Raw genomic sequence first — 12,489 nt, 5'->3', positions numbered from 1 at the left:
GCGGCTTACTTGTGGTCACCAAAACAAAAAAGCCCGCTTGCGCGGGCTTTTTCTGTTTTGGCGTCCCCAGGGGGATTCGAACCCCCGTACTCACCGTGAAAGGGTGATGTCCTAGGCCTCTAGACGATGGGGACAGTAATCTGTCCGTACTGGCCGTTGCTGCTTATTGCTGCTTGTTGCTACTGATAAAAACAATAAAGGCCGCATCGGGCGGCCTTCTTGATTGTATCGAATACACTCGGTACCGAAAATCTGCGACCAGTTCCTGCTTCGCTTACCTGTCGATACCAGAAGAATTCTGGCGTCCCCAGGGGGATTCGAACCCCCGTACTCACCGTGAAAGGGTGATGTCCTAGGCCTCTAGACGATGGGGACAATATCTGTCCGTACTACGTTTGCTGCCTTGTTACTGCAACTGCATTCATACTAATTCTGCTACCAGATTTGCTGGTGGAGGTAAGCGGGATCGAACCGCTGACCTCTTGCATGCCATGCAAGCGCTCTCCCAGCTGAGCTATACCCCCGTTTGCAGAAGCGAGATTATAGCAAAGTTATTTAGACCTTGTAAATCCCGATTTGCAGATTTATTGCAGATTTACACCAGATAAGGCTGCAAACGCGCAATCACGGCTTCCCGGCCAAACAATTCCAGCACCGCGTCGATCGCCGGCGTTTGCAGCTGGCCGGTAACCATCAGGCGCAAAGGCATGGCGAACTGCGGCATCTTCAAGGTATGCGCGGCCAGCACTTCCTTGATCATCGGCGCCAGGCTTTCCTTATTCCATTCGACCGTGGCGCAACGTTGCGCGAAATCGGCCAGCGCCGGTTTGACCGCATCGGTGAAATGTTGCGTCAGCAAGGCGGCATCCGGCGTCGGCTTGCGATAGAACAGCATGGCGGCAACGCCGATTTCGTTGACGGTATGGGCGCGCTCTTTCAGCAAGCCGATGACTTTCGCCAGATCCGGCGCGCCGTTGAAATCGGCGCCGTCCTGTTCCATCAAAGGCTTGACCATGGTCGCCAGGCGTTCGTTGTCGGCCAGCTTGATGTAGTGGTTATTGATCCACGCCAGTTTTTCCGGATTGAATTGCGCCGGCGATTTCGACAAATGGTCCAGGTTGAACCACTCGCAGAACTGCGCCATGCTGAAAACTTCTTCGTCGCCATGGCTCCAGCCGAGGCGCGCCAGATAGTTCAGCATCGCTTCCGGAAGATAACCTTGCGCCGGATAATCCATCACGCTGACCGCGCCGTGGCGCTTCGACAGTTTTTCGCCGTCGGCGCCGAGGATCATCGGCACGTGGCCGTACAGCGGCAGACTAGCGCCCAAGGCTTTCAGGATATTGATCTGGCGCGGTGTGTTGTTGACGTGATCATCGCCACGGATGACGTGGGTGATCTGCATGTCCCAGTCGTCCACCACAACGCAGAAATTATAGGTCGGCGTGCCGTCCGGGCGAGCGATCACCAGGTCATCCATTTCCTTGTTGGAGATGGTGATGTTGCCCTTGACTACGTCATCCCAGCTGACATCGCCATCCAGCGGATTCTTGAAACGCACCACCGGCTTGCGGTCGGCGGGAACCGGCGGCAAAGTCTTGCCACCTTCCGGACGCCAGGTGCCATCGTAGCGCGGCTTGTCGCCGGCGGCGCGCATGCGTTCACGCATCGCTTCCACTTCTTCCGGCGACGAATAGCAGTGATACGCCGTGCCATCCTTGAGCATCTGCGCGATCACTTCGCGATAGCGGTCCATGCGGCGCATCTGGTAGAACGGACCCTCGTCGTGCTCCAGGCCCAGCCACTGCATGCCGTCGATAATCGCTTGCACGGCTTCCGGCGTCGAACGCTCCAGATCGGTATCTTCGATGCGCAACACGAAAGTGCCGCCGAAATGGCGTGCAAAAGCCCAGGAAAACAATGCTGTACGGGCTCCGCCCAGATGCAGGTAGCCGGTCGGGCTGGGCGCAAAGCGGGTACGCACCTTGCCGGTCGGAGTAGTTGGAGTTGAAGCTGAAGTGCTAGCAGTCATGATAAATAAAAACGGCCTTGGCATGCCAAAGCCGTTATCAAGGAAAAACTCATTTTACCGCGTTGCAGCAGCGGATGGAACCGCCAGGACTCACTTGACTGTCACGTTGATGGTTTTGCTCAGCTCCGGCCCGTAGGACTGGTGTACGCCGTTGGCGAACTGCATGGTCAGCTTGTATTTGCCCGGTGGCAGCGTGACGCTGGTCTCGGTCTGTCCCTTGCCAAAATGCAAATGCTTGTCATCGATCGGAATCGACTGCCCTGCCGGAATACTGTCTTCGTTGATCAGCAAATGGTGATGGCCGGTATTCGGCATCATGTCGCCGGCCGGCTTGACTTCCATACCGCTGACGCCGAACTTGACGGTGAACGGGCTGCTGACGACAGCGCCGTCGGCCGGTTCGATGAATGAGACGGAGGCCGCATGCGCCATTTGTGGCAACAGGCTGGCGCTCAGCAGGGTGGCGGAAAACAGCAGGGAAAAAATACGTGATTTCATTGTCTTGTCCTTTATGTGGAGGAGAGATAATTGCACGCCTCGCCTGACCGGAGGCGCCGGCGCTAGCGGCCGAACAATTTACCGAGTGCAATAACCGGGTGTAATAATACTGCGATGCCGCCGGCTTCGCTTTCAGGAAGGAATTACCATGCAAGTTGCCCACGGCAATCTATTGACCAACCTGCCGCCAGACGGTTCAGCGGAAGTGTTCGAACTGCTGCATGAACGGGACGGCCTGAAAATCGAAAGGATTATTTCCACCGGCCACGCCAGCCCGCCGGGCTTCTGGTACGACAATCCGCAAGAGGAATGGGTCCTGCTGCTCAGCGGCAGCGCCGGCCTGACGCTGGCAGGCACGGCGGAACAACATGTGATGCAAGCAGGCGCCTGGCTGCACATCCCGGCCCGTTGCCGCCACCGCATTGAATGGACCGATACCGCCCAGCCTACCATCTGGCTGGCGGTACATCATGCGGTTGCGGACGGGGTTTAGTCGTTCTTTTAGTCGTTCTTGATCACGATGGTCGGGAACTTGCTGCTCATGTCCTTGGCTTTTTCCGCCACTTTGATCGCCACCTTGCGCGCGATCTCTTTATAGATATGCGCCACCGGGCCGTCCGGTTCCGCCACCACGGTCGGCGTGCCGGAATCGGTCTGCTGGCGGATCGACATGGTCAGAGGCAAGGCGCCAAGGAAATCGACGCCATATTCGCCGCACATCTTGGCGCCGCCGCCTTCGCCGAAAATCGCTTCGGCATGGCCGCAATTGGAGCAGATGTGGGTGCTCATGTTTTCGACGATGCCGAGAATCGGAATGCCGACTTTCTCAAACATCTTCAAGCCTTTGCGGGCATCCAGCAAGGCAATGTCTTGCGGCGTGGTGACGATCACGGCGCCGGTTACCGGTACTTTTTGCGACAAGGTCAACTGGATATCGCCGGTGCCAGGCGGCATATCGACAATCAGGTAATCCAGGTCGCGCCAGTTGGTCTGGTCCAGCAACTGCTGCAAAGCCTGGGTCACGATCGGGCCGCGCCACACCATCGGCTCGTCCGGATCGACCATGAAACCGATGCTCGATACCTGCAGGCCGTGGTTTTCCAGCGGCTCCATGGTCTTGCCGTCCTTGGTTTCCGGACGGCCGCTGATGCCCATCATCATCGGTTGCGACGGCCCGTAGATATCCGCATCCAGGATACCGACCTGCGCGCCTTCCGCCGCCAGCGCCAGCGCCAGGTTGACCGCCGTGGTCGACTTGCCGACGCCGCCCTTGCCGGACGCCACCGCGATGATGTTCTTGATGTTGGACATCAGCTTGATGCCGCGCTGTACTGCGTGGGACTGGATTTTCGAATAGACGTTGGGGCTGACCTGGCCGACGCCGGCCAGCGCGCCGACGGCGGCGGCGGCGGCATCGCGGATCAGCGCAAACTGGCTCTTGGCCGGATAGTCCAGCTCGACATCGAACGCCACATTGGCGCCATCCAGCTGGATATTGCGGGCCGACTTGCTGCTGACCAGGTCTTTACCGGTATTCGGGTCGATGACGCTGGATAACGCTGCCTTGACCGCTTCAATCGTGATGCTCATTACTTTTCCTCTATGCAGTTCTGTATAAGATGCGCCAAGTCTAAACCAAATCGCCGGCTTTCCGCTGAAGCCAGGCGGCGGAAGGGTTTGCGCTCGCCCCTAAATGCAGGTAATCCATCGGTACTAAAGCGAAAACCAGCCTGGCACTGCTAAAATCACTGTTTTATTCCAACCAGCAGCGCTTGACGTTGCAAATTCATTACCAAATGAGCATTACTTTGACTTCAACTCCACGCCAGTTATTCGTTACTACCGCCCTGCCTTACGCCAATGCAGCGTTTCATATCGGCCACATCATGGAATACATCCAGGCTGACATCTGGGTACGGTTCCAGCGAATGCAGGGCCATGAAGTCAATTTCGTCGGCGCTGACGACGCTCACGGCGCACCGATCATGATCGCCGCCGAGAAAGCCGGCATCACGCCGCAGGAATTCGTGGCGCAGATCGCGGCCGGCCGCAAGCAATACCTGGACGGCTTCCACATCGCCTTCGACAACTGGCATTCGACCGACGGCCCGGAAAACCATGAACTGTCGCGCGACATCTATCGCAAGCTGAAAGCGGCGGGCTTCATCTCGACCAAGACCATCGAACAGTTCTACGATCCGGTCAAGAACATGTTCCTGCCGGACCGTTACATCAAGGGCGAATGCCCGAAGTGCGGCGCCAAGGACCAGTACGGCGATTCCTGCGAAGTGTGCAGCTCGGTGTATGCCCCTACCGACCTCAAGAATCCGTACTCGACCCTGACCGGCGCGACGCCGGTGATGAAATCGTCGGAACACTTTTTCTTCCGCCTGTCGGACCCGCAATGCGTGGAATTCCTGCGCGGCTGGGCCTTGGGCAATGTCGACGGTAAGCCACGACTGCAATCGGAAGTCGCCAACAAGGCCAAGGAATGGCTGGAAAGCGACGGCGGCATGGGCGACTGGGATATCAGCCGCGACGCACCCTACTTCGGCATCGAAATTCCGGATGAGCCGGGCAAGTATTTCTACGTCTGGCTGGATGCGCCGGTCGGCTACCTGGCTTCGCTGAAAAATTATTTCGGCAAGACCGGGCGCGACTACGACGCCTTCATGGCCGATCCGAAGACCGAGCAGTATCACTTCATCGGCAAGGACATCACCTATTTCCACACGCTGTTCTGGCCGGCCATGCTGCACTTCTCCGGCCTCAAGGTGCCGAACAATGTGTTCGTGCACGGCTTCCTGACGGTCTCCGGCGAAAAAATGTCGAAGTCGCGCGGCACCGGCATCTCGCCGCTGCGCTACCTGGACTTGGGCATGAATCCGGAATGGATGCGTTACTACATCGCCGCCAAACTGAGCGCCAAGGTGGAAGATCTGGATTTCAACCCGGACGATTTCGTGGCGCGCGTGAATTCCGATTTGATCGGCAAGTATATCAATATCGCCAGCCGCGCCGCCGGCTTCATCGCCAAGAAATTCGACGGCAAGCTGAGCACCGCCTGGGCCACCGACAGCGATCCGTTCCTGGCCAAGCTGCGTGCGGTAGCGACCGACATCCAGGCGCTGTACGACGGCCGCGAATACGGCAAGGCCTTGCGCGCGGTGATGGAACAAGCCGACGTCATCAACGCCTACGTCGACGCCAACAAGCCATGGGAACTGGCCAAGGATCCGAGCAAGGAAGCGCTGCTGCATGAAGTCTGCAGCCGTTTGCTGGAAGCGTTCCGCATCCTGACCTTGTACCTGAAACCGGTGTTGCCGGCGCTGGCGACGCAAGTCGAAACGTTCCTGCAAATCCAGCCGCTGGTGTGGGGCGATGTCGCCAAGCCGCTGGCCGACGGCCATGTCATCAATGCTTATTCTCACTTGATGACACGGGTTGAACCGAAGATGCTGGATGCCTTGTTTGATGCCCCGGAGCCAGCTGCTGCTGCAACACTGGCTGCAGATGCCGCCGCCAGCGACATCGAACCGTTGGCTGCCGAAATCAAGATCGACGATTTCGTCAAAGTCGATTTGCGCATCGCCAAGATCGTCAACTGCGAACACGTGGACGGTTCCGACAAGCTGCTGCGCTTGACGCTGGATGTCGGCGAAGGCCGTTTGCGCAATGTATTTTCCGGTATTAAATCTTCCTACCAGCCGGAAGAACTGGTTGGCAAGCTGACGGTGATGGTGGCCAACCTGGCGCCGCGCAAGATGAAGTTCGGCATCTCGGAAGGCATGGTATTGGCTGCTTCGGCCGCCGATGGCAAAACCAATCCGGGCATCTATGTGCTGACGCCATGGCCGGGCGCCGAGCCAGGCATGCGGGTCAGCTAAGACGGCGATATGAACCTGCAAGTGCGCGAAGCCAGCGCCGGCGATGCCACACTGATCGCCGATCTGACCCGCGCCTGCTGGGCCGAGCGGGTCGCCGTCAGTTCCAGAGGCCATCGCGAACACGCCGAGCAGGTGCAGCAAGACCTGCAACGCGGCGGCGGTTTCATTCTGCTGTTGGATGAAACGCCGGTCGGCTCGTTGCGCTGGCTGCCGTCAGATACTGAAACCGATGTCTGGGAAATCCTGCGCATGGGCGTGCTGCCGGCCCATCGCGGCCAAGGTTTATCGCAGCATCTGATGGAAGCGCTTATCCATCGCGCCCATGGCGCTGATATCAACGAATTGAGACTCGCGGTGCGGGCGGATCAAACCAAGGTGGCCGACCTGTATGCTGTGTTTGAATTCGAACTGGCGCCGGAGTTGGAATACGCCCACACCAACCCTCACGAAGAGCCGCCGGTCATGATGCGGCGCTGGCTCAAGCGTTAATACGCGGTTAGTGTCCGTAGACCTGCGACACCGAAGTCCCTGTCACCAAACCGCTGGTGATATCCATGTGGACATTAAAGAAAGCCTGGCTGGCGTCGCTCTGGATATAGCGCCAGTCCCACACTTCCTCGTTCTTGCGCGTAAACTGCACCACGGTGCGCGGCTTGCCCAGCATCTGCCGCACTTCTTCCTTGCGCATGCCGACCTTGATCCGGGCGAAATTCTCTTCCGTCAGCACCTGCCTGTAATCACTCAGCTTGCCATCCTTGCCGATCATGAAAAACCAGGTGCGGGCGCCGGCCGGCCCTTTGGGATATTCCAGGGTACGCTCGCCGCTTTCGTTTTCCCAAACCGTGTCCGGCTGGCCCATGGCGTTGCGCACGTCGGCCTCGGACGACACGCCGCGGTTAAGTTTCTCCAAGCCCGCCTCCTGTATGAATTTACCGTTCTGGTCACAAGCCGCTACCAGAAACGGCGCGATCAATAGCAAAATGTTACGCGCCCAAGATTTCATGCAGTCTCCCGTATCCGATAATTGCCCCAGTATATCGCCATTTAACGACGATATAGTTGCTATTTAGATACCCAACAATCCCAGGCCTCGCCGTCGACAAACCGTTAGGCCCGCCCGAAATAGCATAAAATAGCGCCTAATCCTGGCCACACTTAAAGCAAAGCAACCATGAAATTCTCCAAGCAAATCTACGGCTACCAATCCGATATCACCAAATTGGTTGAAGAACTGAAGGAAAAGAATCCGAAACTGGAAGAACAGCAACTCGCCGGCCGCGCCCTGCTGTGGGACAAGACCCCGATCGACCTGGACAGCCAGCACCGCACCCAGGAATCGCGCGTCGACCAGCAACCTTACGTGTATCAGAATAATCACTAACTCGGTCACGAGCAGGTAAAGATCAGATGAGCCAGAATTCGTCGGATGCCGCCGAACTGACCTTGGAAGGCCGACCCGATTCGACGCCGAACGTGATCGACGGCGTCGCCTTCGCGCGCCTGTACGGCGAGCCGCTGTTCCGCATGCCGACCGATCTGTACATTCCGCCGGATGCGCTGGAAGTGTTCCTGGAAGCCTTCGAAGGGCCGCTCGATCTGTTGCTGTACCTGATCCGCAAGCAGAATTTCAATATCCTCGATATCCCGATGGCGCAGGTGACCCTGCAATACCTGGAATACGTCGACCAGATCCGCATCACCAACCTGGAGCTGGCGGCAGAATACCTGTTGATGGCGGCGATGCTGATCGAGATCAAATCGCGCATGCTGCTGCCGGTCCGCAAGACCGATAACGAAGAAGCCGAAGATCCGCGCGCCGAGCTGGTGCGGCGCCTGCTGGAGTACGAGCAGATGAAGCTGGCGGCGCGCGAGATCGACGCCCTGCCGCAACTCGGGCGCGACTACGTCCGCACCCAGATCTACATCGAACAGAACACCGTTGTGCGCTGGCCGGACGTCAACCTGGGCGACCTGCAAGCCGCCTGGGCCGACGTCATCAAGCGCGCCAAGCTGACCGCCCACCACACCATCAGCCGTGAAGAACTGTCGGTGCGCGAGCACATGACCGGGATTTTGCGGCGTCTGCAATCGTCGCGCTTCGTCGAATTTGCCGAACTGTTCGATCCGTCCCGCGGCGTGCCGGTGCTGGTGGTGAACTTCATCGCCATGCTGGAGCTGGCCAAAGAAACCCTGATCGAAATTACCCAGGCCGAACCGTTCGCGCCTATTTACGTGCGACTAGCCTACTCACCGACTTACGCGCCGGCATAGCTGCCGCTTGCGTTGCTACCCTGGCTGTGTTTTCACGCCAGCAATACAGCAGATACAGCGCGTACCGACAAAAAATAACCCACCTTAGATTTATCTATGAAAATCATTTCCTCGATTGAAGAACTACGTGACCAACTACGTGGCCAGCTGCGCACCGCATTCGTGCCGACCATGGGCAATCTGCATGAAGGGCATCTATCGCTGATGCGCCTGGCAAAGAAACACGGCGATCCGATCGTCGCCTCGATCTTCGTCAACCGCCTGCAGTTCGGCCCCAACGAGGATTTCGACAAATACCCGCGCACCTTCGCCGCCGATGTTGAAAAGCTGGAAAAGGAAGGCGTCTACGTCCTCTTCGCACCAACTGAAAAAGACCTGTATCCGGAGCCGCAAGAATTCCGCGTGCAGCCGCCCGATGATCTTGGCAATACCCTGGAAGGCGAATTCCGTCCCGGCTTTTTTACCGGCGTCACCACTGTCGTGCTGAAGCTGTTTTCCTGTGTCCAGCCGCGTGTGGCGGTGTTCGGCAAGAAGGATTACCAGCAGTTGATGATCGTCCGTAACATGGCCAAGCAATTCGCCCTGCCGACGGAAATCATCGCCGCCGAAACCTGGCGCGCCGACGACGGCCTGGCGCTGTCGTCACGCAATATGTACCTGTCGACAGAAGAACGCGCCGAAGCGCCGACCTTGTTCAAGACGCTCAACCAGGTCGCAGAAGAAGTACGCAGCGGCCATCTGGATATTTCGGAGCTGGAAAAACAGGCGATGGCGCAGCTCGGCGGCCGCGGCTGGCAGCCGGACTACATCTCGATCCGCAAGCGCAGCAATCTGCAAGCGCCGGCAGCCGGCGATCTGGCGCAAGGCGAAAAGCTGGTGGTGCTGGCCGCCGCCAAGCTCGGTACCACGCGCCTGATCGATAATCTGGAAATATAGGAAGCGCCGCGCCAGTGCGTAATCTCTTCTACCGCGAAGCATCGACACTGGCGGCGGCAGCCGTTCTCGGCGTGGGGAGTTTAATGACGCCGTTCGCCGCTGCCGCCCCCATCTCGGTGCAAGACGACGCGCAGCACACTGTCACCCTGCCACAGCCTGCGCATCGCATCGTCAGCCTGGCGCCGCATGCAACCGAATTGCTGTTTGCAGCGGGCGCCGGCAGCTACCTGGTCGGCGTCAGCGACTACAGCGACTATCCGCCGGCGGCGCAAAAAATTCCGTCAGTCGGCGGCAGCAGCGCCCTGGATATCGAACGCATCGTCTCCCTCAAACCCGATCTGGTGGTGGCCTGGAGCAGCGGCAACTCGGCCAGCCAGCTGGCCCGGCTGCGCGCGCTCGGCATTCCGGTATTTGAAAGCGAACCACGCAAGCTGGAAGCGATTGCCTCGTCGCTGCTGCGGCTCGGGCAACTCGCTGGCACGGAAGATAGCGGTGCAGCGGCGGCCAAGGCTTTCAACAGCCGACTGGCGCAACTGACCACAACTTATCAGCAACGGCCGCCGGTGCGGGTGTTTTACCAGATCTGGCAAAAGCCGTTGATGACGCTCAATGGCAGCCACATGGTTTCTAGCGTGATCCGCTTGTGCGGCGGTGAAAACGTGTTCGGCACGCTGCCGCAACTGGCGCCAACCGTCAGCACCGAAGCGGTGTTGACGGCCAATCCGGAGGTGATCTTTGCTGCCGATGGCGGCAGCGCCCCCGACACCGGCTGGCGACGTTTTCCCAAGCTGGCCGCAGTGGCAGGCAATAATCTCTTTACGCTGACTCCGAACTGGATGAGTCGTCCCGGACCGCGGATACTGGACGGCGCCGCCGAGCTATGCCAGAAACTGGATCTGGCACGCAGCCATCGCCGGTAATTTTTACCGAACGCGCCTTAACTTTGTGGAACGCCTGATGACAACCGTGCTGGAACTGGATCAGATCGTGTCTTTTACCGCGGACAGCAACCTGCCTTCAGCTCAAGCTGATACTGAAGATGTCTCCGCAACCGGCATGAACAGACGCCGCCTGCCGTTTTCCACCACTTCAAACGGGCAACCGAATGCCGCCTGCAACAGCTTGGGCTGCAGCACTTTGTCAACGCTGCCTTGCCAGGTCTGGCCATCGCCCAGCAACAGCACATGGCTGGCGTAGCGCGCTACCAGGTTGATGTCGTGGCAGGCGGCGATCACCGCCTTGTTCCCCGGTAAACGACTTAACAGCTCCATCACTACAATCTGCGCCGCCGCATCCTGATGCGCTGTCGGTTCGTCCAGCATCAGCAACAACGGATCCTGCGTCAGCAAGGTCGCCAGCGCCACGCGCTGCCGCTCGCCGCCCGATAACCGCAATACATCGTGCTCACTGAATCCAGCCATCTTGACTTGCTGCAAGGCCTGCAAGGCCTGCGCCCGGTCATCCTCGCGATCCCAGCCGAAGCCAAACTGATACGGATGGCGGCCAGCGATCACTGCCGATAATACGCTGCTGGAAAATGCATCGGCCTGCTGCTGCGCCAGCAAGCCGCGCAGACGCGCCAGTTGCTGCGGCTTGATGTCCTGGATATCGTTATCCCGGATTAACACGCGGCCGCCGGCGGGCCGGTTCAGTCCTGCCAGCGTATGCAATAATGTAGTTTTACCGATGCCGTTGCGGCCCAGTACGCACCAGAACTGTCCAGGCATGACATGCCAATCCAGCCGCTCGCACAACATCCTGTGATCGACGCTGACACTCAACTGTTCAGCGGAAAGCAGCGGCGCTGTGAATTCGCTCATCAATTGGGTCATAATGCGGCCCCTCATGCGCGGTTGCGTGATAGCAGCCATAAAAATACTGGCACGCCAACCAAAGCGGTGATCACGCCCACCGGCAACTGCGTCGGCGCTACGACCGTACGTGCAGCGAGATCGGCCAGCGCCAGCGCCGCGCCGCCGGCCAGCACACTGGCAGGCAACAAGATACGCTGGTCATTACCAACCAACAGACGGATAGCATGCGGTACCACCAGCCCGATAAAACCGATCGTACCGGCCACGGTGACTGCCGCGGCGGTGGCCAGCGAGGCTGCGGCCAGGGTCATCCAGCGCAGCCGCAACACCGGCACGCCGAGCAGTTGTGCGAAACCTTCGCCGCGCGCCAGCAGGTTCAGCTGCTGCGCATTAACAATACTCCAAATCAGGATCAACGCCAGCAGCACGGCAGCGGGCAACAGCAGACGGCCATCTTCCAGATCGCCCATCAGCCAGAACAGCATGCCGCGCAGTTGCGCATCCGGCGCCAGGGTCAGCACCAACGTCACGATGGCGCCGAAGCCGGCGGCGATCATGACGCCTGTCAAAATCAAACGGTGGCCGCTATGCTGGGCCACGCTGGGTAGCTGGCGCAAGGCCTGGCGCGCCAGGCTGAACAGCAGCGATACCGCCAGCCCCGCTCCCAGCGCCGCGCCCAAGGCAGCGGCGATATCGCCCGTAAAACCGAAATGACTTGCCACCAACAAGGCCGATAAAGCGCCGGCGGCAGAGCCGCCGGACAAACCGAGCACGTAGGGATCAGCCAGCGGATTGCGCAGCAACACCTGCATCAACGCCCCGGCCAGCGCCAGCAAGCCGCCGACAATAAATGCAGTCAATGCACGCGGTAAACGCAAAGACAGGTAGATTTGATCCGCTACCAAAGGCCGGCCACAACCGCTGCTGCCGCAGACAACCGCAAGCGACAGCGCCAATACCGCGACTGCCGTCAGGCAGCAGAGGATAAGAATGGCGCGGCGCAAGGTGGTGATGCTGGTCAATGGCGTGGTCGATCCGTTGGTAGGCTGGT

General features: G+C 59.0%; 13 protein-coding genes and 3 tRNA genes. 7 read left to right on the top strand and 9 right to left on the bottom strand.

Going from position 1 to position 12,489, the window contains the following annotated elements; all coding sequences use genetic code 11:
* Positions 1-58 precede the first annotated feature (58 nt).
* The 5 genes from ABI171_RS18255 to ABI171_RS18235 all read right to left on the bottom strand — a co-directional run bounded on the left by ABI171_RS18255 (position 59) and on the right by ABI171_RS18235 (position 2,530).
* A tRNA-Glu gene (locus ABI171_RS18255) sits at positions 59-134 on the bottom strand.
* Positions 135-299: 165 nt separating this feature from the next.
* A tRNA-Glu gene (locus ABI171_RS18250) sits at positions 300-375 on the bottom strand.
* Between the two features lie 73 nt (positions 376-448).
* Positions 449-524, bottom strand: a tRNA-Ala gene (locus ABI171_RS18245).
* A gap of 71 nt (positions 525-595) precedes the next feature.
* Complete coding sequence (gene gltX / locus ABI171_RS18240) at positions 596-2,032, bottom strand: glutamate--tRNA ligase (protein ID WP_348093955.1); 1,437 nt, start codon at positions 2,030-2,032, stop codon at positions 596-598.
* A gap of 90 nt (positions 2,033-2,122) precedes the next feature.
* Positions 2,123-2,530, bottom strand: coding sequence for a DUF4399 domain-containing protein (locus tag ABI171_RS18235; RefSeq protein WP_348093954.1), 408 nt, complete (start codon positions 2,528-2,530; stop codon positions 2,123-2,125).
* 148 nt (positions 2,531-2,678) lie between these two features.
* On the opposite strand from ABI171_RS18235, the gene ABI171_RS18230 reads away from it, so the two are divergent.
* Complete coding sequence (locus ABI171_RS18230; protein WP_348093953.1) at positions 2,679-3,023, top strand: cupin domain-containing protein; 345 nt, start codon at positions 2,679-2,681, stop codon at positions 3,021-3,023.
* 8 nt (positions 3,024-3,031) lie between these two features.
* On the opposite strand, the gene apbC is transcribed toward ABI171_RS18230, so the two are convergent.
* Positions 3,032-4,120, bottom strand: a complete 1,089-nt coding sequence (apbC, locus tag ABI171_RS18225) for an iron-sulfur cluster carrier protein ApbC (RefSeq protein WP_348093952.1) — start codon at positions 4,118-4,120, stop codon at positions 3,032-3,034.
* Positions 4,121-4,326: 206 nt separating this feature from the next.
* On the opposite strand from apbC, the gene metG reads away from it, so the two are divergent.
* Entirely contained in the window at positions 4,327-6,417 is a 2,091-nt protein-coding gene (gene metG / locus ABI171_RS18220) for a methionine--tRNA ligase (protein ID WP_348093951.1), read from the top strand.
* Between the two features lie 9 nt (positions 6,418-6,426).
* The gene (locus tag ABI171_RS18215; RefSeq protein WP_348093950.1) at positions 6,427-6,906 is read left to right on the top strand and encodes a GNAT family N-acetyltransferase; all 480 of its coding nucleotides are present in this window, start codon (positions 6,427-6,429) and stop codon (positions 6,904-6,906) included.
* Positions 6,907-6,913: 7 nt separating this feature from the next.
* On the opposite strand, the gene bamE is transcribed toward ABI171_RS18215, so the two are convergent.
* On the bottom strand, positions 6,914-7,420 hold the full coding sequence (gene bamE / locus ABI171_RS18210; protein WP_348093949.1) for an outer membrane protein assembly factor BamE: 507 nt from the start codon (positions 7,418-7,420) through the stop codon (positions 6,914-6,916).
* A gap of 168 nt (positions 7,421-7,588) precedes the next feature.
* Between bamE and ABI171_RS18205 the strand changes: the two genes are divergently transcribed.
* From ABI171_RS18205 to ABI171_RS18190, 4 genes are all read left to right on the top strand, one after another.
* On the top strand, positions 7,589-7,798 hold the full coding sequence (locus ABI171_RS18205) for a DUF3460 family protein (protein ID WP_348093948.1): 210 nt from the start codon (positions 7,589-7,591) through the stop codon (positions 7,796-7,798).
* A gap of 26 nt (positions 7,799-7,824) precedes the next feature.
* On the top strand, positions 7,825-8,688 hold the full coding sequence (locus ABI171_RS18200) for a ScpA family protein (protein ID WP_348093947.1): 864 nt from the start codon (positions 7,825-7,827) through the stop codon (positions 8,686-8,688).
* A gap of 96 nt (positions 8,689-8,784) precedes the next feature.
* Positions 8,785-9,624 (top strand): pantoate--beta-alanine ligase, encoded by an 840-nt coding sequence (gene panC, locus ABI171_RS18195; protein WP_348093946.1) that lies wholly within the window; start codon positions 8,785-8,787, stop codon positions 9,622-9,624.
* 83 nt (positions 9,625-9,707) lie between these two features.
* A complete protein-coding gene (locus ABI171_RS18190; protein ID WP_348093977.1) occupies positions 9,708-10,544 on the top strand; it encodes a cobalamin-binding protein in 837 nt (278 codons plus the stop codon).
* 102 nt (positions 10,545-10,646) lie between these two features.
* Here ABI171_RS18190 and ABI171_RS18185 read toward each other — a convergent pair whose 3' ends face one another.
* Positions 10,647-11,456, bottom strand: a complete 810-nt coding sequence (locus tag ABI171_RS18185; protein ID WP_348099338.1) for an ABC transporter ATP-binding protein — start codon at positions 11,454-11,456, stop codon at positions 10,647-10,649.
* A gap of 11 nt (positions 11,457-11,467) precedes the next feature.
* Positions 11,468-12,460 carry an iron ABC transporter permease gene (locus tag ABI171_RS18180; protein ID WP_348093944.1) on the bottom strand — a complete coding sequence of 331 codons (993 nt, stop codon included), beginning with the start codon at positions 12,458-12,460 and terminating at the stop codon, positions 11,468-11,470.
* Positions 12,461-12,489: the final 29 nt, after the last annotated feature.

The organism is Collimonas sp., assembly GCF_039923675.1.
In the GTDB taxonomy this organism is placed as follows: domain Bacteria; phylum Pseudomonadota; class Gammaproteobacteria; order Burkholderiales; family Burkholderiaceae_D; genus Collimonas.
Note: the sequence above shows the minus strand (reverse complement) of the source record. Positions and strands in the feature narration are given on the sequence as shown.

What these genes read in the sequence shown, in the direction of transcription:
- gltX (WP_348093955.1), bottom strand. Translation starts at nt 2,032, where the DNA reads ATGACTGCTAGCACTTCAGCTTCAACTCCAACTACTCCGACCGGCAAG.
- ABI171_RS18235 (WP_348093954.1), bottom strand. Translation starts at nt 2,530, where the DNA reads ATGAAATCACGTATTTTTTCCCTGCTGTTTTCCGCCACCCTGCTGAGC.
- ABI171_RS18230 (WP_348093953.1), top strand. Translation starts at nt 2,679, where the DNA reads ATGCAAGTTGCCCACGGCAATCTATTGACCAACCTGCCGCCAGACGGT.
- apbC (WP_348093952.1), bottom strand. Translation starts at nt 4,120, where the DNA reads ATGAGCATCACGATTGAAGCGGTCAAGGCAGCGTTATCCAGCGTCATC.
- metG (WP_348093951.1), top strand. Translation starts at nt 4,327, where the DNA reads ATGAGCATTACTTTGACTTCAACTCCACGCCAGTTATTCGTTACTACC.
- ABI171_RS18215 (WP_348093950.1), top strand. Translation starts at nt 6,427, where the DNA reads ATGAACCTGCAAGTGCGCGAAGCCAGCGCCGGCGATGCCACACTGATC.
- bamE (WP_348093949.1), bottom strand. Translation starts at nt 7,420, where the DNA reads ATGAAATCTTGGGCGCGTAACATTTTGCTATTGATCGCGCCGTTTCTG.
- ABI171_RS18205 (WP_348093948.1), top strand. Translation starts at nt 7,589, where the DNA reads ATGAAATTCTCCAAGCAAATCTACGGCTACCAATCCGATATCACCAAA.
- ABI171_RS18200 (WP_348093947.1), top strand. Translation starts at nt 7,825, where the DNA reads ATGAGCCAGAATTCGTCGGATGCCGCCGAACTGACCTTGGAAGGCCGA.
- panC (WP_348093946.1), top strand. Translation starts at nt 8,785, where the DNA reads ATGAAAATCATTTCCTCGATTGAAGAACTACGTGACCAACTACGTGGC.
- ABI171_RS18190 (WP_348093977.1), top strand. Translation starts at nt 9,708, where the DNA reads ATGACGCCGTTCGCCGCTGCCGCCCCCATCTCGGTGCAAGACGACGCG.
- ABI171_RS18185 (WP_348099338.1), bottom strand. Translation starts at nt 11,456, where the DNA reads ATGACCCAATTGATGAGCGAATTCACAGCGCCGCTGCTTTCCGCTGAA.